The 18,414-nt window shown below is 30.1% G+C and carries 21 protein-coding genes; 11 read left to right on the plus strand and 10 right to left on the minus strand.

Features of this window, described 5'->3' with window-relative positions; translation table 11 throughout:
- Positions 1 to 334: 334 nt before the first annotated feature.
- A complete protein-coding gene (locus CQA44_RS12415; protein WP_147289768.1) occupies positions 335 to 571 on the minus strand; it encodes a hypothetical protein in 237 nt (78 codons plus the stop codon).
- A 147-nt stretch (positions 572 to 718) separates the two neighbouring features.
- Here CQA44_RS12415 and CQA44_RS13010 point away from each other — a divergent pair, with 147 nt between their 5' ends.
- Positions 719 to 1,759 (plus strand): BspA family leucine-rich repeat surface protein, encoded by a 1,041-nt coding sequence (locus tag CQA44_RS13010; protein WP_220272150.1) that lies wholly within the window; start codon positions 719 to 721, stop codon positions 1,757 to 1,759.
- Between the two features lie 14 nt (positions 1,760 to 1,773).
- On the opposite strand, the gene CQA44_RS08155 is transcribed toward CQA44_RS13010, so the two are convergent.
- From CQA44_RS08155 to nikA, 5 genes are read right to left on the minus strand one after another with little or no spacing between them, the layout of a single operon-like run.
- Entirely contained in the window at positions 1,774 to 2,532 is a 759-nt protein-coding gene (locus CQA44_RS08155; RefSeq protein ID WP_115546770.1) for a dipeptide/oligopeptide/nickel ABC transporter ATP-binding protein, read from the minus strand.
- A complete protein-coding gene (locus CQA44_RS08160) occupies positions 2,523 to 3,287 on the minus strand; it encodes an ATP-binding cassette domain-containing protein (RefSeq protein ID WP_115546771.1) in 765 nt (254 codons plus the stop codon). The genes CQA44_RS08155 and CQA44_RS08160 overlap by 10 nt, the downstream gene beginning before the upstream one ends.
- A gap of 7 nt (positions 3,288 to 3,294) precedes the next feature.
- Entirely contained in the window at positions 3,295 to 4,125 is an 831-nt protein-coding gene (nikC, locus tag CQA44_RS08165) for a nickel ABC transporter permease subunit NikC (protein ID WP_115546772.1), read from the minus strand.
- Between the two features lie 2 nt (positions 4,126 to 4,127).
- Positions 4,128 to 5,069, minus strand: a complete 942-nt coding sequence (locus CQA44_RS08170) for an ABC transporter permease subunit (protein ID WP_115546773.1) — start codon at positions 5,067 to 5,069, stop codon at positions 4,128 to 4,130.
- Positions 5,066 to 6,616, minus strand: a complete 1,551-nt coding sequence (gene nikA, locus CQA44_RS08175) for a nickel ABC transporter substrate-binding protein (protein WP_115546774.1) — start codon at positions 6,614 to 6,616, stop codon at positions 5,066 to 5,068. The genes CQA44_RS08170 and nikA overlap by 4 nt, the downstream gene beginning before the upstream one ends.
- Positions 6,617 to 6,894: 278 nt before the next feature.
- Between nikA and CQA44_RS08180 the strand changes: the two genes are divergently transcribed.
- Genes CQA44_RS08180 through CQA44_RS08195 form a run of 4 tightly spaced genes read left to right on the plus strand, consistent with a single transcriptional unit; the run spans position 6,895 to position 10,730 of the window.
- Positions 6,895 to 8,076 carry an acetyl-CoA C-acetyltransferase gene (locus tag CQA44_RS08180; RefSeq protein WP_115546775.1) on the plus strand — a complete coding sequence of 394 codons (1,182 nt, stop codon included), beginning with the start codon at positions 6,895 to 6,897 and terminating at the stop codon, positions 8,074 to 8,076.
- Complete coding sequence (locus CQA44_RS08185) at positions 8,076 to 8,723, plus strand: CoA transferase subunit A (RefSeq protein ID WP_115546776.1); 648 nt, start codon at positions 8,076 to 8,078, stop codon at positions 8,721 to 8,723. The genes CQA44_RS08180 and CQA44_RS08185 overlap by 1 nt, the downstream gene beginning before the upstream one ends.
- Positions 8,724 to 8,726: 3 nt before the next feature.
- Positions 8,727 to 9,368 (plus strand): 3-oxoacid CoA-transferase subunit B, encoded by a 642-nt coding sequence (locus CQA44_RS08190; RefSeq protein WP_115546777.1) that lies wholly within the window; start codon positions 8,727 to 8,729, stop codon positions 9,366 to 9,368.
- A 15-nt stretch (positions 9,369 to 9,383) separates the two neighbouring features.
- Positions 9,384 to 10,730, plus strand: a complete 1,347-nt coding sequence (locus CQA44_RS08195; protein ID WP_115546778.1) for a TIGR00366 family protein — start codon at positions 9,384 to 9,386, stop codon at positions 10,728 to 10,730.
- Between the two features lie 40 nt (positions 10,731 to 10,770).
- On the opposite strand, the gene thiS is transcribed toward CQA44_RS08195, so the two are convergent.
- Together thiS and glmU are read right to left on the minus strand one after the other, a co-directional pair.
- The gene (thiS, locus tag CQA44_RS08200; RefSeq protein WP_115546779.1) at positions 10,771 to 10,971 is read right to left on the minus strand and encodes a sulfur carrier protein ThiS; all 201 of its coding nucleotides are present in this window, start codon (positions 10,969 to 10,971) and stop codon (positions 10,771 to 10,773) included.
- A gap of 35 nt (positions 10,972 to 11,006) precedes the next feature.
- Entirely contained in the window at positions 11,007 to 12,329 is a 1,323-nt protein-coding gene (glmU, locus tag CQA44_RS08205) for a bifunctional UDP-N-acetylglucosamine diphosphorylase/glucosamine-1-phosphate N-acetyltransferase GlmU (RefSeq protein ID WP_115546797.1), read from the minus strand.
- A gap of 103 nt (positions 12,330 to 12,432) precedes the next feature.
- Between glmU and CQA44_RS08210 the strand changes: the two genes are divergently transcribed.
- The 6 genes from CQA44_RS08210 to CQA44_RS08235 are packed head-to-tail and all read left to right on the plus strand — an operon-like array spanning position 12,433 to position 16,973.
- On the plus strand, positions 12,433 to 13,197 hold the full coding sequence (locus CQA44_RS08210) for a motility protein A (RefSeq protein WP_115546780.1): 765 nt from the start codon (positions 12,433 to 12,435) through the stop codon (positions 13,195 to 13,197).
- 9 nt (positions 13,198 to 13,206) lie between these two features.
- Positions 13,207 to 13,908 carry a flagellar motor protein MotB gene (locus CQA44_RS08215; protein WP_115546781.1) on the plus strand — a complete coding sequence of 234 codons (702 nt, stop codon included), beginning with the start codon at positions 13,207 to 13,209 and terminating at the stop codon, positions 13,906 to 13,908.
- Positions 13,908 to 14,732 (plus strand): flagellar type III secretion system pore protein FliP, encoded by an 825-nt coding sequence (gene fliP / locus CQA44_RS08220; RefSeq protein WP_115546782.1) that lies wholly within the window; start codon positions 13,908 to 13,910, stop codon positions 14,730 to 14,732. The genes CQA44_RS08215 and fliP overlap by 1 nt, the downstream gene beginning before the upstream one ends.
- 48 nt (positions 14,733 to 14,780) lie before the next feature.
- Entirely contained in the window at positions 14,781 to 16,028 is a 1,248-nt protein-coding gene (locus CQA44_RS08225; protein ID WP_115546783.1) for an adenylosuccinate synthase, read from the plus strand.
- The gene (locus tag CQA44_RS08230; RefSeq protein ID WP_115546784.1) at positions 16,025 to 16,462 is read left to right on the plus strand and encodes a flagellar export protein FliJ; all 438 of its coding nucleotides are present in this window, start codon (positions 16,025 to 16,027) and stop codon (positions 16,460 to 16,462) included. The genes CQA44_RS08225 and CQA44_RS08230 overlap by 4 nt, the downstream gene beginning before the upstream one ends.
- Positions 16,437 to 16,973 (plus strand): MotE family protein, encoded by a 537-nt coding sequence (locus CQA44_RS08235; RefSeq protein WP_115546785.1) that lies wholly within the window; start codon positions 16,437 to 16,439, stop codon positions 16,971 to 16,973. Before CQA44_RS08230 ends, CQA44_RS08235 begins: the two co-directional genes overlap by 26 nt.
- A gap of 85 nt (positions 16,974 to 17,058) precedes the next feature.
- Here CQA44_RS08235 and CQA44_RS08240 read toward each other — a convergent pair whose 3' ends face one another.
- Both CQA44_RS08240 and CQA44_RS08245 read right to left on the minus strand, forming a co-directional pair.
- Complete coding sequence (locus tag CQA44_RS08240; protein ID WP_115546786.1) at positions 17,059 to 17,718, minus strand: CatB-related O-acetyltransferase; 660 nt, start codon at positions 17,716 to 17,718, stop codon at positions 17,059 to 17,061.
- Positions 17,719 to 17,752: 34 nt separating this feature from the next.
- Positions 17,753 to 18,403: a glycosyltransferase 61 family protein gene (locus CQA44_RS08245; protein ID WP_181881835.1), complete on the minus strand. Its 651-nt coding sequence runs from the start codon at positions 18,401 to 18,403 to the stop codon at positions 17,753 to 17,755.
- Positions 18,404 to 18,414 lie beyond the last annotated feature (11 nt).

Raw genomic sequence — 18,414 nt, forward strand, 5'->3', positions numbered from 1 at the left:
TGCATGATTAAATAATTCTCAAAATAACATTTTAGTTTCTTGTCATTTTGAAGACTTGTGTAGCAAAATTGACGAATCTAGCAATCCTTGTCATTCTGAACCTGCTTTAGCAAAGTGAAGAATCTCTTATTATGGAGTCTTTAAGATTCTCTAAAGGATTCTTCGCCTAAAGGTTTAAGTAATGACAAAGTAAATTGAGGCTTTAAACCTTAAGAATGACAATAAACTATAAACTTGTTTTGAGATTCTTTAGCTTTTTAGAATCTAGTAGAAGAGATTCTTCACTTTGCTAAAGCAGGTTCAGAATGACAAGAATTGCTAGATTCTTAAGTTCCTAAGAAACTTCAGAATGACAAGAAAGTTTATTCCATTCGCAAATGTGGGAAAGAGTGTTTATCCTATTTGAAAGAATAAGAGCGTTGTGATATTTGTAAGTATGGGTGAGTTGCGTGAGGCACGTACGAGGGCGTGAATAAAGCGAAATATCCATTTTGTCATATTTGCAAGTGGGGCTTGTAGCTTCGCTCGTGCGAGGCTTTGAAAAAGCCGAAATACCTCTCTTTATATTCAAGGCGATTCTTTACTATGTTAAGAATGATAAGAATCCTATTTACAATGTATTACCTTGTCATACATTACAAATAGGACAATCATATTTATCGTTTTAAGGCTATTATTCTAAGCATTGTGTTAATATTAAAAAGATAAGGAGAAAGCAATGAGAATCTATCAAGGCATTGTTGTATTATTGGCAATCTTTAGCTTAAGCTTATGTAGTGGTTATGAAGATTCTATAAAGAATAAATCCAATCTTGCAGAGAGTGAATCTACAAATGCCCCAACCTTTGATACAAACACTCTCAAAGATGAAACTATCAATGCAAATTCTAATCTTGAATCTATTTCTATAAAAAGTCAATCTGCAAATACAATCCCACCCATAAACACTATCATAAGTAGAACTAAAGTAGATTCTAGCCTTGAATCTAATTCTCTAAAAAGAGAATCTATAAATGTAGATTCTAAAACCAATCTTGCAAAGAGTAAATCTACAACACCTAGCATTCTCACACAACTAGCAAAAAACGAATCTATAAATGTAGATTCCAAATCTAATCCTCCAAAGAGCAAATCTACAAACACCAACTTTATTAACCAAAATCCTATCGTAGTTACAGCTACAACCACAATAGATTTTAATTGTGAATCTTGTGAATTTAAAGATGCCAATAAAAGCACAGATTCTAAGCAATCAGCCCATAAGATTCAACACAAATATTTTCCTAAGACAAAAGAGGAATTAATAGAACTCCTCAATAAAAAAGAAATGTTAAATGGCAAAGAAATTGAGAGCGTTAATCTAGGTGAAATTGACACTTCAAAGATTACAGATATGAGCGAGTTATTTGCGGATTCAGAGAGGGAATGTTTTAACGGAATTGAGACTTGGGATACGAGCAGTGTAGAAAATATGAGACGTATGTTTGCGGGGGCAAGTTGCTTCAATCAACCCCTAGATAAGTGGAATGTAAGTAATGTGAGAGATATGCAGGGTATGTTTTATGGCACAGAATCTTTTAACCAACCACTAGATTCTTGGGACACAGGCAAGGTAGTTACTATGATGGGTATGTTTGCAGGGGCAAAATCTTTTAATCAAAACTTAGATTCGTGGGATATAAGCAATGTAAGGTATATGAACGATATATTTAAAGATTCCCCCTTGCAAGATAACCCACCAAAGTGGTGGAAAAAATGATTTGAAAACTTCAACTATTTAAAAACACATAGTTCAAATTCTTTTCCTAAATGTGTTTGAAATGTGCTATTTTGGTTGATTGTTTCAATAATTTTTCCTTCTTGCATAAGAATCAATGTATCACAAAATTTACGAGCTAAGACAATATCGTGGGTAATAAACAAACAAGAGCATTTATTTTGTTTTTGTAATGATAAAAATAGAGCTAAAACCTCATCTTGAAGCATATAGTCTAGGTTTGAAGTTACCTCATCAAAAATAATAAATTTTGGTTTGATAAGAAAAGCCCTAGCTATGCAAATCCTCTGTGCCTGACCACCAGAAAGCATAGATGGATATTTATATAAAATATTTTTAGATAGCTTTAAGCTATCTAATAACGGTAGAATATGCTCCATTTGTTTAGATTTTGGGACATTTAAAAGATAATCTAGCGGCTCTTGTAAATTTTGTAAAATATTATATCTTGGGTTAAGTGAGCTTATAGAATCTTGGAAAAGAATTTGAACTTTAGAATAAAACTTTTTTCTTTCTGCTAAAGATTTTATATTAACTATTTTATTATCAAGTAGTATTTCTCCATTCTTTGGCTTCTCAAGCTGTGCTATTACCTTTGCTAATGTGCTTTTACCACAGCCACTTAACCCAAGCAAACCAATATTTTCATTCTCCATTATATTTAAATTAATATTTGATAAAACCTCTCTTGTATTAACTTTAAATAAAGAATGATAAGAATAAAAGTGAGAGATATTATTTAATCTCAAAAGCATTTTAATTCTTTTGTTCTAAATTTATCAATTATTGTTTGAACAATTGGTATGTTACTATATTGCATATTTGAAAGATTATAAGTTTCAAAAGTATTAATCATACGCCCATTGTCAATGATATATATAGTATCAGCCATATTTAGGGCAATATCTAAATTATGGGTGATAAGCAATATCCCTAAATTTTTATCTGCTTGAAGTTTTTTTAAAATATCTAAAATCTTATATTGAATTAGTATATCTAAATCACTTGTAGGCTCATCAGCAAGTAAAAATGGTGTTTTGCTTAATAATGCAATCCCTATCATAATCCTCTGTAACATACCTCCACTAATTTCAAAAGGATAAAGATTTAATACATTAGCATCTAATCCAACTTCATCTAAAATCAATTCTATATTTTTTGTATTATAAACCTGATTTAGTGCCTTAATAGTTTCTTTTATATGGCTTTTTATAGTATATAGTGGGTTAAAGCAAGTTCTTGGATTCTGCATAATGCTTGAAAAAAGCCTCCCTCTTGATTTAAAAATATCCTTTTCATTAAGCCTTTTATTATCTAGCAAGATTTCTATACTAATTTGCTTGAGGTTTGGGGGAATTATTCCTTGTAAAGAAGACATACAAAGTGTTTTTCCACTACCACTTCCTCCTAATAAAACAGAGGTTTTTCCACTCTCAATTTTAAAAAACAAGTCTTTTAGCAAAAAAGTTGTTTGTAGTTGTAATGTTAAATTTCTTACCTCTAAAAGCATTATCAACCTACTTAAAATCTTTTAAATCTATATCAAAATAGTCTCTCAAACTATCCCCAAAAAGGTTAAATAAAGCAATAGTTATAAATAAAGCCACTCCGGGATAAATTAATAATTCTGGGTTGCTCCATAAAAATTCTTTAGAATCGCTAAGCATTACCCCCCATTCAGATTCTGGAGGTTGCACCCCAAGCCCTAAAAATGACAACCCTGCAATATGTAATATAATATGTCCTATGTCCATTGTTGCAAGCACTACACACTGCATAAGTATAGGAATTAACATATTGCGTCTAAAACTTTGTAAATGACTAGCTCCATAAATCCGTGATAAAACTACAAATTCTTTGTTTTTAAGGTTAAAAATAATGCTACGAACAATCCTTGCATACCACGCCCAGTGAGTTAAAGCAATAGCAATTATTACATTTATTAAACCGCTCCCAAGAATACCTACAAAAAAAAGTGATAGCACAATAGTAGGCACACTAAAGAAAAAATCACAAATTCTCATTACAAATCTATCCAATCTACCACCTATAAAACCACATATTCCACCTATGCTAATCCCAAGAAAAATGATTATGGATAAAGTTATAAAAGCTGCACTTAAAGATAGTCTTGCACCATAAATTAACCTTGTAGCTATATCCCTACCTAAATGATCACTCCCTAAAAAATGACTACTGCTTATTTGTGAAAATTTATTTTCTAAATTAATACTATTAGGTTCATATGGAATAAACAAAGGAGCAATTAATATAACCAAAATTATAAAGATAATACTAAAGCTAGAAATTTTACCAATTATGCTAAATTTTTTACTAACTTTATTCATATTTAATCTTCTTGTATATTTTTATACACTCTAGGGTCTAAAAAAGCATATAAAATATCTACAAATAAATTACATAAAGTAAAAACTAGGCACATCAAAATCACAAAACATTGAATAATAGGATAATCGTGATTAACAATACCTTGCAGACTATAAAATCCGATACCAGGAATTGCAAATATTGTCTCAATTATTAATGCAGCTCCTATTAATTCTCCTATGTGCATACCAAGAGCAGTTACGATAGGAATTATTGCATTAAAAAAAATATGCTTTATTGAAATTTTTGTATTGCTTAAACCACGCAAATGTGCATAAATAATATGTCTATCTTTCTTTACTTCTAACATATTTGAACGAATAAGCCTTGTATTTATACATAAAGACATAAGGGATATACTAATACAGGGTAAAATAAATGATTTGATTCCATCTATACCAAGTGGCGGTAACCACTCTAAATAAATGCAAAATATGATAATTAATAAAAATGCCAACCAAAAGTTAGGAATACAAACCCCAATAAAACAAAATACCCTAATAATAAAATCAGGTAATCTATCTTTATACATAGCAGATAAAATTCCAAGTGGAATAGAACCAATAATGATAAATAAAAATCCAAAAAATATTAGCAATAATGAATTAGATAAATATGTTAAAAAATCTTGTGTTACAGGTCGATTTGTTATATATGAATTACCAAAATCTAAAAAAATAGCATTTTTAAACCATAAAATATATTGCTCAATTATAGGCTTATCTAATCCAAATTGCTGCTTTATTTCTTCTATAATTTCTGGAGTTGAAGGTAAATTTGAATGAATTAAATATTGTGCTATGGGGTCTGTATTATTTAGCCTCAATAAAAAAAATATAAATATAGAAGTAAAAAATAAAATAATAACAATATGAAAGATTCTATAAAAAATATAGCGAATCATTTATAAAATTCCCAAAAGGGTATTTCATACATTACAACAGGCATAACAATTCCTTTTAGGTTTTTATTAGCAATAGCTTTATTAGTTTGATAGGTAAGCGGAATGTAAATATCTAAATTATAAATTTCGCTTAATATATTTGGAATAAATTTTAATAAATCTTTATCTTGCATTGTAATTGCTTTTTTAATATCGCTATCAATTTTTGGTTTTTCTTTAAGAAACTGTTGGACTGCAAAATCAACATGCCCTGTATGTGTCATAGAATTTAGCATAGTAAGAGGTTCATACGGAATCCCCCAAGTATCATTAAAACATAAGTCAAAAACAGCATTTGTTTGCTTTTTCCTATAAATTGTAGCTTCCGTTGGTGTAAGTTTTAAAAAAATCCCTATATCTTTTAGATTTGCTTGTAAAATTTCTGCCATAAATTTTTGGGCTGGATTATTGCCTACATAAATAAGCTCTAATTCTAATCTCTTAGAATCCCTATAAAAATATCCATTTTTAAATACATAACCTAAAGATTCTATATTTTGTCTTGCTTTATTTTGGCTAAAAGCTAAATTGGCATATTTAACATTAAAAGTATAGGGCATATTTTTAGCAAAAAGATAATCTGCTTTTTGTTGATAGTTATAATAAACTGATTTTATAAGTTCATCTTTATTAATCCCCATAATGATTGCTTGGCGAATAAGCTTTGAGCTTAAAAAATCATTTTTTGGATTCATAACTAATGTTGTAGTAAAAATTGGTGAGCTTGTGTAGGTGTTAAACTCATTAGTTTCTGAAATATTTTTAAAAATCTCTATTGGAATTTCATCAAATCCATAAATCAAATCAATTTGTTTAGTCTTTAATGCTATTAGCTTTGCATTTGGCTCTACAATTACCTTTGTTATTATTAAATCAAAATAAATTCCATTATATGAATCTCTATCCCAATAATTCGGATTTTTTCTAAAAGTATCACTAACTCCTAATTTAGTATCTACAAGCATATAAGCCCCTGTTCCTATGGGCTCTTTTGGATTATGTTTTACCAAATCTAAATCAGAAGGTATCATACTTGGAGCAATAAATCTATATGGTCTAACTAGAGCAAGCTCATTAAGCGTAGGACTATATGGGCTTTTTAAATGAATCTTTATTGTATGAGAATCTACAACTTCTATATCATTTATAAGAGCAATAAGAGCCGACCAAGAATGTCTTTTTGCATTCTTAAGTATAGAATCAAAATTTTTCTTTACTGCATTTGAATTAAACTCTTCACCATTTGAAAATAAGACATTTTTACGCAAATTAAAAACATAAACTTTACCTTTTTGCTTAATCTCCCAAGAAGTAGCTAGAGACGGGACAATTTTGCCTTCATTATTAACTTTTACCAATCCCTCATAAATCATATTTTGTGCAAACATCTCATTTGAGCCATATCCTTGGGGATTCATCACTCCAACATTTCGAGATACAGCAACTCTAAGGATATTTTCTGCGTATAAATTAATACTTAATAAGAAAATTAAAAACAATCTAACCATATAAATTCCTAAAAAATAATGCAAAAAGTATAACTAAGTTTTATTTTAACTTACATAAATGCTTTATAACTAATATTTAAGATAATTTACTTTTGTATTAAAGTTTTATAAGTTTTTTCTTTAATTATTGATTTTAAACATAATTAAGCTATATAATTGATTTATGATATTTAAAAATGCTCAATGTCCCAAATTTTAAGCATTTAACGCGTATTTTTAATAATTAAAGACTAAGCTATTTTTTACTTATCATTAAAATAAATATTTAGGAGGTATAAATGCAAGAAGTCGTCATTGTAAGTGCTAAAAGGACAGCTATTGGATCCTTTTTAGGTAGTTTGAAAAATGTAAGTGCTACTGAATTAGCAACAATAGTTTCTAAGTCTATTCTTGAGGAAGTAGGTGTAAATTCTAAAGATGTGCAAGAATTAATTTTAGGTCAGATTCTTCAAGCTGGGCTTGGGCAAAACCCTGCTAGACAGGTTGCTATAAAAACAGGAATGAGTGAAGATAAAGGAGCTTATACAATTAATAAACTTTGTGGCTCTGGATTAAAGTCAATCCATTTAGCTATGCAAAGTATTGCATTAGGTGAGCAAGATATAATCTTAGCTGGTGGAACTGAAAATATGTCTTTATCCCCATTTTTACTAGAAAACATAAGGTTTGGTTATAAAATGGGAAATCAAAATGTAGTAGATAGTATGATTAAAGATGCTCTAACTTGTGCAATGAATGGCTACCACATGGGAATTACTGCTGAAAATCTTGCTAAAAAATATAATATCTCACGAGAAGAGCAAGATGAATTTGCACTGCATTCACAACAAAAAGCTACAAAAGCCATTAATGATGGAAAATTTAAAGACGAAATTGTCCCTATTTTATTAAAAAATAAGAAAGGTGATATAGAATTTGCTATTGATGAATATGTCCGAACGGATATAAATGCAGAAAGCCTCTCAAAACTTAAACCTGCATTTGATAAGGAAGGTAGTGTTACAGCTGGAAATTCTTCTGGGATTAATGATGGTGCAGCTATGTGTTTATTGATGAGTAAAGATAAAGCAAAAGAATTAAACCTTCCAATACTTGCAACTATTAGAGCAATTGCTAGTGTTGGTGTTGATCCTAGTATTATGGGAATAGGTGCTGCAATGGCTGCAAAGAAAGTATTACAAAAAATAAAAATGAGTATTGATGATATAGATTTAATTGAAGCAAACGAAGCATTTGCAGCACAAAGTATTGCTTGCATAAAAGAGCTTTCGCCTAAGATTGATAGAGTAAATGTTAATGGTGGGGCTATTGCATTAGGACACCCTGTGGGTGCAAGTGGGGCTAGAATAGTTGTTACACTTTTAAATGAAATGAAAAGAAGAAATAGTAAATTTGGTTTAGCAACTTTATGTATTGGCGGAGGACAAGGAATCTCTGCTATTTTTGAAAGGGGTGAGTAATGAAAATTATTTCTGCAAAAGAGGCTGCGTTATTGATAAAAGATGGCAATTCTGTGATGATGGGTGGATTTTTAGGTTGTGGAACAGCACATAATTGTGTGGAAGAACTTATAAATCTTGGGACAAAAAACTTAACAATTATTGGCAATGATACTGCTATGGCAGATTTTAGCTATGGAAAGCTTATTACTAATAAACAAGTTAAAAAAGTTATTGCAACACATATTGGGACTAATAAAGAAACAGGCAGACAAATGAGTAGCGGTGAAATAGAAGTAACTTTAGTTCCACAAGGAACATTAGCTGAGAGGATTAGAGCAAGCAGATCTGGATTGGGTGGTGTGCTTATAGCAACAGGTATTGGAACAGATGTTGCCAAGGGTAAGGAAATAATAAATGTTGATGGAAAGGATTACTTATTAGAGCGACCATTAAGGGCAGATGTAGCATTAGTGTATGCAACATATGCAGATAAATATGGAAATCTTTCCTATGATGGAACAACAAGAAATTTTAATGCTTTAATGGCGATGGCAGCAGATTTAGTTATTGTAGAGGTAGAAGAAATACTGCAAGAGGCACTAAACCCTAATCAAGTAATTGTTCCTGGTATCGTAGTAGATTATATCATTCAGCATAAAGGATAAAATATGACTAAAGAAGAATTAATTGAAATTATTGCAAGAAGAGTAGCAAAAGAATTTAAAGATGGCAACTTAGTAAATCTAGGAATAGGAATGCCTACACAAGTAAGCAACTACATACCTGAAGGTATAAATATTATCTTACAATCTGAAAATGGAATGCTTAAAATGGGTCCATCTCCTGATAAAGATAAAGTTAACCCAAGAATCACTAATGCGGGTGGACAACCTTCAAGTATTTTAGAGGGTGGTATGTTTTTTGATTCAGGTTTTAGTTTCAGTCTTATTCGTGGAGGACATGTTGATATTACAGTGCTAGGGGCATTAGAGGTTGATGAAGAAGGAAATCTCGCAAATTGGATAATTCCAGGAAAACTTGTCCCGGGAATGGGTGGAGCAATGGATTTAGTAAATGGAGTAAAAAAAGTTATTATTATGATGGAACATACTGATAAAAATGGTAATAGTAAAATTAAAAAGAGATGTAGCTTGCCTCTTACAGGAGCAAAGGTTGTAGATTTACTTGTTACAGAACTTGGTGTATTTAAATTTGAAAATAATAAAATGAAATTAATTGAGCTACAACCAAATGTAACTTTAGAAGAAGTTAAATCAAAGACAGAAGCAAATTTTGAAATTTGCTTATAAATTAAAGGATTGGAAATGATTGGGAAACTAAGTTCGTTTATGGTTAGGATTGTTAATAGATATTTACCTGACCCTTTAGTTTTTGTAGTGCTCCTTACAATAATAATTTTTATTTGGGGGCTTTATGTGGTAGAACCAAAAGAAGGGCAAAATTCTATTATTGCAATTATTGGGTTCTGGGGAGATGGCTTTTGGAGTTTCTTAGCCTTTACTACGCAAATGGCTATGATTGTGGTAACAGGTTTTGCATTAGCAAATTCAGAGCAAGTAAAAAAGTTGCTTAAATTTCTTGCGTCTTTTGCCAAAACGCCTAAGCAAGGTGTGGCATTAGTTTGTTTTTTTGGAGGGCTTGCTTCAGCAATAAATTGGGGATTTGGTCTTGTTGTGGGAGCATTATTTGCAAAACAAGTTGCAAGAAATCTAAAAGCTGTAGATTATGGGCTATTAATTGCCTGTGCCTATATAGGATTTATGACTTGGGGTGGAGGGCTTAGTGGTTCTATGCCACTTGCAGCAAGCGATGCAAGCAATACTATTGTAAAAAATCACTTAGAAGGAAATCCAATTCCATTGAATGAGACTATCTTTACTGCTTATAATCTTTTTGTTATTGTTTGTTTGCTTATTTTTATGCCTATTTTAGCTACTTTTATGGTCCCAAAAAATCCAAAAAATATTGATCCTGCTTTATTAGCAGAAGAACCAAGTTTTCAAAGAGAGCTTCCAAAAGATGCTACTCCGGCTTTGAAGCTTGAAGAAAGCAGAATCCTAGCTTATTTAATTGTAATTTTAGGTATAGCATATTTAGTTTTTTATTTTATGGACAAAGGTTTTATGGCAGGGCTTAATTTAAATAGTGTAAATCTAATATTTTTAATTGCTGGACTTTTTTTGCATAAAACTCCTATGGCTTATATGAGGGCAATACAGGCGGCAGCAAAAAGCACTGCTGGGATACTTGTTCAATTTCCATTTTATGCAGCAATAGCTGGAATTATGGATCACTCTGGAGTTGGACAAATTATTACAGAATTTTTTATTAATATAGCTAATAAAGATAATTATGCAGTATGGGCATTCTTCTCTTCTGCTGCAATTAACTTTGCTGTGCCATCAGGTGGTGGGCATTGGATAATTCAAGGACCTTTTGTAATTGATGCAGCCAAAGAGTTAGGGGCAGATTTTGGTAAAGCGACTATGGCTATTGCTTATGGAGAGCAATGGGCAAATATGATACAACCATTTTGGGCATTACCCGCACTAGCAATTGCAGGATTAGGCGTAAGAGATATTATGGGTTATTGTATGACAGCTCTTTTATTTGCGTGTCCTATATTTATAATTGGCTTATATTTCTTTTAAATATTTTTTAAGACAATTTTTTTTAAAATTGTCTTAAAAATCAACCACCACCCATAAATTGTAAGAACTCTATTCTATCGCCATTATTTGGAAAGGTATTATTATACTCTTCTTTTTTTACAAGTGTGCTATTTAGTGTTATTGCAAAAATTTTATCTTCTATTTCTAATTTATTTAAAATATCTTTTATATTTATTTTTTCATTAAATGCCATAGTATTGCCATTAATTATTAAATTCATAGTTTCTCCTTATTTTAAATTAAAGCTAAATTGTATTACTTTTTTCCAAAAAACTTATAAAAAAAATTGCTTCTATTCTCTTGTTTTGCCCTAGCAATAACTAAATCTCCATTTTTAGCATTTTTAGTTACTGTGCTTCCAGCAGCAATTAAAACATTGGATTCTATATTTATAGGGGCTATTAACTGCGTTCCACTACCAACAAATACATTATTTTCAATATTTGTTTTATGCTTCTCTTTACCATCATAATTGCAGGTAATAACTCCTGCACCAATATTCGTCCCACTACCTATTTTACTATCTCCAAGATAGCTTAAATGTCCAGCTTTTACTTCATTTAAATTTGATGCTTTTACTTCTACAAAATTACCAATATGAGAATTTATAATATTTGATTTTGGACGTATTCTACCAAATGGACCAATAGTGCTATCTTTTATAAGGCTACTCTCAATAACACTATTAGATAGAATCTTGCTACTTATAATTTTACTTTTCCCTTTTAAAACAACTCCACTCTCAACTTCACATTCCCCCTCAAATTCCACTCCAAATTCAATATATACACTATCTGGAATTCTTATAGTAACGCCATTTTTCATTGCTTTATCTCTTAAACGTTTTAGCATTATGGATTCTGCCTTACTTAAATCAAGCTTTGAATTTACACCCATAAAATCATCTTCTTTTGCAATAACTGCTCTTAAGTCATCGCTATAAAGAATAATATCTGTTAAATAAAATTCATTTTGATTATTTTTGTTATCAATTTCTTTTAGAAAATTTCTTAATATATTTTTTTTAATGCAATATATCCCAGCATTTGCAAAATTTATTTTTTTAATTTCATCACTTGCATCTTTTTCTTCTATTATTTTTATTACTTTATCATTTTTAATTACCACCCTACCATAACCACTTGCATCATCTAATTCTAAGATTCCAAGCACAATATCACAATCTAGTTTTGTAAATTCTTCTAATTTTTCTGCCCTAACTAGTGGCATATCACCGCTTAAAATTAAAGTTTTATCATATTTAAATTCAAATGGATTCTTAGCACTATCAGAATCCCCACCTTGCATCAATGCACCCGCTGTGCCGGGATAATTTTTATAATCTTGTAAGTGAAAATTAAATGTATTATTTTGATAGACCTTATTTATAGAATCTTTTATTAAATCTGCCTCATTAAATAATACAATATGAATATCATCACTAATATTTTGCACTTCATCAATAATACAAAAAAGCATCTCTTTTCCACAAATTTTATGCATTACTTTTGGAGTAGAAGATTTCATACGAGTGCCAAAGCCACCTGCCAAAATAATAACTGAAGTTTTATTTACCATCATTTGCTATTTTATAATCCTTATTTAAAGTTTTGTTATTTATCAAATTTTAACACAAGAAAAGATATAATCACAACTTACTTTTATAGGAGCTGTGCAAAATATGGATTTAGGAACTATTATAGGGCTATTCCTAATATCAGTGTTACTTTTTGGTTCTATGATACTTGGAGCTGGAATACAAGTATATATAGATATTCCTTCTCTTATGATTACCGTTGGTGGTTCTCTTTCAGCATTACTAATTTCATTTAAAATAGAACAAATGAAAAACATCTTTAAATACATAGGGATAGCTTTTAAACCACATCAATATAATATACCCGTTTTAATAAAAACAATAGTTGAGTATGCCATAAAAGCAAGACGAGATGGTATATTATCTCTAGAGCAAAATGTCAATCAAGAAGAAAACGATTTTTTAAGAAAAGGCTTAAGTATGGCAGTAGATGGTTCAGAACCAGATGCTATCCGTGAATTGTTAGAAATAGATATGGAACAATCATTAAATAGACATAATGGCAATGCAGATATTTTTGATACTTGGTCAGCACTAGCTGGTTCATTTGGTATGCTTGGAACATTAATTGGTCTTGTTGCAATGCTTGTAAATATGAGTGATCCTAGCACTATTGGTCCTGCTATGGCTGTTGCTTTGATAACAACATTTTATGGTTCGCTTATAGGAAACACTGTTGGAGCTCCCGTTGCAAATATACTTAGAATTAGAGCACAAGATGAAGCTTTGATGAAATTATTAGTAATAGAGGGGATAATATCTATTCAAGCAGGAGACAACCCTAGGGTTTTAGAGACTAAATTACTATCATTTCTTCCTCCAAGCAAACGCGTTAGTCAATTTGATTAAGAATCTAAAATGGCAAAGAAAATAAAGCAAAAAGAAAAAAGCGGTGGTCTTCCTCTATGGTTAGGGACTTTTGGAGACTTGATGAGCTTGCTTTTAACTTTTTTTATATTGCTTTTGTCAATGGCAACTTTTGATGCAAAAAAACTAATCGAAGCAGAAGCTAGCATTCAAGGTGCATTAAGCATACTTCCTGGTGGAATAAAAATAGAACCCAGTGTCAATAGGATAACACTTCCAGGAGATATTACAATTCCACCTGAATATGCAGATGAGTTAAGGTTAATTGAACAATCAATAATTGATTTTAACGAAATGCCAAATGTCTCTAATGGGGCAGCTAGTATTTTAGGTGATGGAATAAATGGATTTATTATAACTCTCCCTGCTAATGTAGTATTTGATAAAAATTTTAAGATTAATGAAGATAGCAAACTATTTTTAAAAAGAGTTTCACAAATATTTGCCAAAATGCCGCAAAACACGCAAATAGAGGTATTAGGTAAATCAAATATATCAACAAGTCAAATTAATCTTGATAGAGCTTCTAATATTGCGCTTGCTGTTTCTAGGGAGCTTTTTGATTTAAATATTGAAGGTAGTAGAATTAGCACAATAGGCAAAGAAGATAAAAGCGTTAATACAGATACTATCAATATAAGATTTTATGCAAAAAATATGCCTATTAAAACTAAAGGCATATTGGATAATTAATGCTTAAATTTTTGTCTATACTTTTGATTTTTAGCTTTGTTTTTGGTGCAGTTGATGATAATGGAAATCTAATATTAGAGGGCGTAAAAGAGCCCGGAAACTCTATACAATCAAATCAAATCTCCAATATTCAATCAACCTCACCAACACTACCTACGGTAAACCTCTCACTTAATGCCCCCAAAGAACCTGGTGACTTAGTAACTACATTAAACATTGTAATAATTATAACATTACTTGTATTAGCACCATCTCTTGTGCTTGTTATGACAAGCTTTACTAGAATTATAATTGTGCTAGGATTTTTAAGAACTGCTATGGGAACGCAGCAATCTCCACCAACTCAAATTTTAGTTTCATTAGCTTTAATACTTACCTTTTTTATTATGGAACCTGTCGCTACAAAAGGATATAATAATGGTATAAAACCATATATTGCTAAAGAAATTTCTTATGATGAAGCCTTTAGTAGAACTATTGAGCCATTTAAAGAATTTATGCTAAAAAATACTAGAGAAAAAGATTTAGCATTATTTTTTAGAATCCGCAAATTAGAAAATCCTAAAACAATCAATGATGTTCCTCTAACGGTTCTATTGCCAGCATTTATGATTAGTGAGTTAAAAACTGCCTTTCAAATTGGATTCTTACTTTATTTGCCATTCTTGGTTATTGATATGGTTGTAAGCTCACTTCTTATGGCATTAGGTATGATGATGCTTCCTCCTATTATGATTTCATTGCCATTTAAGATACTCATTTTCATACTTGTAGATGGGTTTAACCTCCTAATTGGCAATCTTGTAAATAGCTTTAAAATGTAGATAATTTTGTATAATTTTAATTTGTATATTTTATAAAAGGGTGTTTAAATGAGTAAATGCGATGTTGTAGTTGGTATTCAATGGGGGGATGAAGGCAAAGGCAAGATTGTAGATAGCCTAGCTAAAAATTATGATGTTATTGTCCGTTATCAAGGGGGTCATAATGCAGGACATACCATAGTTGTAAATGGCAAAAAAATCGCCCTTCATCTAATACCTAGTGGAATTTTATATGATAAAACTATTAATCTAATTGGCAATGGAGTGGTTTTAAGTCCTGAAGCATTTTTAAGTGAGGTATCGCAATTTAGTAATGCTATAAATAGAATATTCATTAGCCCAAAGGCACATTTAATATTACCATATCACGAAATGTTAGATAAAGCAAAAGAGAGTAATGATAAAACCTCAATAGGAACTACTTGTAAAGGCATAGGACCTACTTATGTTGATAAGGTAGGGAGAGTTGGCTTTAGAGTTGGGGATTTATTAGATATTGATAATTTTATTGAGAGATTAAAACTACATTTAGATTCGCTTACTCCATTTGAAAATATCTATAATATTAAGCTCCCAACAATAAAAGAATTAAGTTTTAAAGTAAAAGAATATGCAAAGCAATTAAAGCCTTTTATTAAAGATACTAATGAAATATTATGGGAATCTATGGATAATAATAAAAAAATTCTATTAGAAGGAGCTCAAGGAAGTATGCTAGATATTGACCACGGCACATATCCATTTGTAACAAGTTCTAATACTATTTCATCTGGTGCTTGTAGTGGAAGTGGTATCTCTCCTAAAGACATAGGAGAAATTATTGGTGTAGCAAAGGCATATTGCACTAGAGTTGGAAAAGGATTCTTTCCGAGTGAAGATTTAGGTGAAAGTGGAGAGTGTATTAGAAATAATGGTAAAGAATTTGGCACAACAACAGGCAGAGCAAGGCGATGTGGATGGTTTGATGCAGTAGCAGCAAAATACGCAATAAAGCTAAATGGTATTACAAAACTTTCTATAATGAAACTAGATGTGCTAGATGGGTTTAATACAATAAAAGTATGTGTAGGATATAAAAAAAATAATGAAATGCTAAAATCATATCCATTTAGCCTAGATAATGTAGAGCCTATATATGAGGAATTTAAAGGGTTTGATAATAGTGTAGGAATTAGAGATTTTAATTCTCTTCCAAAAGGGGCAAAAGACTATATTTTAGCATTAGAAAATATCTTAAAAACTAAGATTACTACTATATCAACAAGTCCAGATAGAAATGATACGATAAATAGATGAAAACAAAATTTAGCAAGATTCTAAAACTAAAGCAAGATATTTTAAATAAAATAGAAAGAGAGATTTTAGAGGTTAATAACCTAATATCACTCAAAAAACAAGAAATTTTAAAGCTTAATTCATCAATTAATGACTTTACTTCTCCAAAAGAAGGGAAATTATTTTCTGACTTTCTAGCATTTAGAGAGCTTATTAGCAATATTAGATATAAGATAAAAGAAGAGCAAAACTTATTAGAAATGCTAGAATCTCGTAAGATAGATACATTAAAACGATACAATACTGCAAAGATTGAATATGAAAAAATAAATTATTTACACTTAGATGAGGTAAAAATAATGATAGATAAAATAAAGCGAATCGAACAAAATGAACTAGATGAATTTGGCAGAGTTTTAAGGCAAAAATATGTTAAAAAAGACTATATTAAATAAAATTATTACTCTATTATTTATTAGCAATATGGCATTTGGGGATGTAATTACTTGTAATGAGATTTTTGAAGAAAGAAAGGCTGAAATAACAAATGAGCTAAATAAAATTAATGAGCAAAAAAAACTAATGAGTTTATTTTATGGTGAGCAAAAAAAACTAAATGACAAAAAGTTAGAAGAGTTAAAACTACAAGAACAAAAGATAGAATCTTTGTTAAAAGAGGCTAAAGATAGGGAAAATAATATAAAAGACTTAATTAAACAAAATGAAGATTTATTAGCAATGATAGAAAATAAAAAAACTCAAAAGATTTCTCAAACATACTCTAAAATGAAAGATTCTAAAGCAGGAGCTATAATAGACAACATGCCATTAAATGAAGCAGCTGAATTACTATTTCCTATGGATTCTAAAGATATAGGAAAGATTTTAGCCAAAATGCCTCCTCAAAAAGCAGCAAAATTAACAGAGATTTTAAAAAAAGGTCCTCCATTTGAAGAAATAGAATAATTTTATTATCAAAAAGCTTCTTTTTTAACCTCTTTAAAAGTATTTATTTTTTAAGCCTCTTGTCTCTAAAATACACTTTATAAAATCAAAGCTTATATTTACTTTTAATTTCATCTCTAAAATAAAGTGCTAGATTTTTATCTAGTGGCATATAAAGATTTTTAAAATTATGACTTATAAAATCTTTATCAATTAAACTAAAGTCAATATCTAATAAAATATCAATTATTTCTTTAACAAAACGTTTTTTTATACAAATAGCAGGATTTCCAATAATTATACTATATGGCTCAAAATTACCACGAACTACACTTCCAGCACCTATAATACAACCTTGTGGGATATTGCAGCCAGAACAAATAATGCTATCCCTTCCAATCCAGCAATCATCGCCAATACTTATTAAACCTTTTGTAGTATTTTCCTCTTCTTTTTGACTAAAGTAAGCATAAAATGGATATGTTGAAAGTGTATTTATATTATGCCCCCCCCCCGATAAAAACTTTACATTTGCAGCAATTGAACAAAAATTTCCAATTCTTACCTTTGCATTTTTATTTCCATAGTCTAGCACTTCTATTGGTCCATATGTAGCTTTTCCAATGCTAACATTTTCTAATATAAATCTTGATACAGGAAAAGTATGATTATGCAAGTTTTTCTCTCTAAATTCTCTTATAAATCTATTCATTTCTCTTTTATTATAAAGCTTAAGTTTTAGAATGTTAAAAATCTCTTTTATCATTTTTAATCCTTCTATTTTAAAAGATATAATCTTATCAAATATAAGGCTCTATTTCATAAGATTTAAGTTTCTCCTCTATGTAGGGAATATCTGCATAGAGGTCTGATGCAAACCAAGTGCCAACATCACCATCCATGTGATTTGTATTCTTAGGATTTACAATATCGCATACTATTGGTAAAAATTCTATTCCAAAGATAGAATCTATTGGGTATTCTGCCATATCCATAGCTCTAAGTGCTACTGCTTTACCTCCACTTCTCATAAAAGCATAGTTTAAAACTGAAGTGCCATCAATGCTTAAGCATACTTTTGCTCTGCTTAAATAATTAATTTTATCTTTAAAGTCTATTTCTTCCATAAATATAGTTTTAAAACCATATTTAGATTCTAATAATTTTCTAAACTCTTTTTCATTTACTAAGAATCTTTTTGAGCTTTTTGCTCTTGAGATATATATTCTATCACTACCACCTAAAAAATTTTTATCATAATAAAATTCTCTTAAAAATTCTATTGCATCTAATAAATATTTTTTATTAAATTTCACTTGTGTTGGAACATATACATTATTTGCTATAAGAAGGCTTTTTAATGGAGGTTTTCTATCATTTACACAAATTATATTATCCTTTTTAATGCCAAATGGAAGTTTTGGGTTATGTTCTTTTGTAAGGCTTAACAATGCTGGATAAA

The organism is Helicobacter sp. MIT 14-3879 (assembly GCF_003364125.1).

What these genes read in the sequence shown, in the direction of transcription:
- CQA44_RS13010 (WP_220272150.1), top strand. Translation starts at nt 719, where the DNA reads ATGAGAATCTATCAAGGCATTGTTGTATTATTGGCAATCTTTAGCTTA.
- CQA44_RS08155 (WP_115546770.1), bottom strand. Translation starts at nt 2,532, where the DNA reads ATGCTTTTGAGATTAAATAATATCTCTCACTTTTATTCTTATCATTCT.
- CQA44_RS08160 (WP_115546771.1), bottom strand. Translation starts at nt 3,287, where the DNA reads ATGCTTTTAGAGGTAAGAAATTTAACATTACAACTACAAACAACTTTT.
- nikC (WP_115546772.1), bottom strand. Translation starts at nt 4,125, where the DNA reads ATGAATAAAGTTAGTAAAAAATTTAGCATAATTGGTAAAATTTCTAGC.
- CQA44_RS08170 (WP_115546773.1), bottom strand. Translation starts at nt 5,069, where the DNA reads ATGATTCGCTATATTTTTTATAGAATCTTTCATATTGTTATTATTTTA.
- nikA (WP_115546774.1), bottom strand. Translation starts at nt 6,616, where the DNA reads ATGGTTAGATTGTTTTTAATTTTCTTATTAAGTATTAATTTATACGCA.
- CQA44_RS08180 (WP_115546775.1), top strand. Translation starts at nt 6,895, where the DNA reads ATGCAAGAAGTCGTCATTGTAAGTGCTAAAAGGACAGCTATTGGATCC.
- CQA44_RS08185 (WP_115546776.1), top strand. Translation starts at nt 8,076, where the DNA reads ATGAAAATTATTTCTGCAAAAGAGGCTGCGTTATTGATAAAAGATGGC.
- CQA44_RS08190 (WP_115546777.1), top strand. Translation starts at nt 8,727, where the DNA reads ATGACTAAAGAAGAATTAATTGAAATTATTGCAAGAAGAGTAGCAAAA.
- CQA44_RS08195 (WP_115546778.1), top strand. Translation starts at nt 9,384, where the DNA reads ATGATTGGGAAACTAAGTTCGTTTATGGTTAGGATTGTTAATAGATAT.
- thiS (WP_115546779.1), bottom strand. Translation starts at nt 10,971, where the DNA reads ATGAATTTAATAATTAATGGCAATACTATGGCATTTAATGAAAAAATA.
- glmU (WP_115546797.1), bottom strand. Translation starts at nt 12,329, where the DNA reads ATGGTAAATAAAACTTCAGTTATTATTTTGGCAGGTGGCTTTGGCACT.
- CQA44_RS08210 (WP_115546780.1), top strand. Translation starts at nt 12,433, where the DNA reads ATGGATTTAGGAACTATTATAGGGCTATTCCTAATATCAGTGTTACTT.
- CQA44_RS08215 (WP_115546781.1), top strand. Translation starts at nt 13,207, where the DNA reads ATGGCAAAGAAAATAAAGCAAAAAGAAAAAAGCGGTGGTCTTCCTCTA.
- fliP (WP_115546782.1), top strand. Translation starts at nt 13,908, where the DNA reads ATGCTTAAATTTTTGTCTATACTTTTGATTTTTAGCTTTGTTTTTGGT.
- CQA44_RS08225 (WP_115546783.1), top strand. Translation starts at nt 14,781, where the DNA reads ATGAGTAAATGCGATGTTGTAGTTGGTATTCAATGGGGGGATGAAGGC.
- CQA44_RS08230 (WP_115546784.1), top strand. Translation starts at nt 16,025, where the DNA reads ATGAAAACAAAATTTAGCAAGATTCTAAAACTAAAGCAAGATATTTTA.
- CQA44_RS08235 (WP_115546785.1), top strand. Translation starts at nt 16,437, where the DNA reads ATGTTAAAAAAGACTATATTAAATAAAATTATTACTCTATTATTTATT.
- CQA44_RS08240 (WP_115546786.1), bottom strand. Translation starts at nt 17,718, where the DNA reads ATGATAAAAGAGATTTTTAACATTCTAAAACTTAAGCTTTATAATAAA.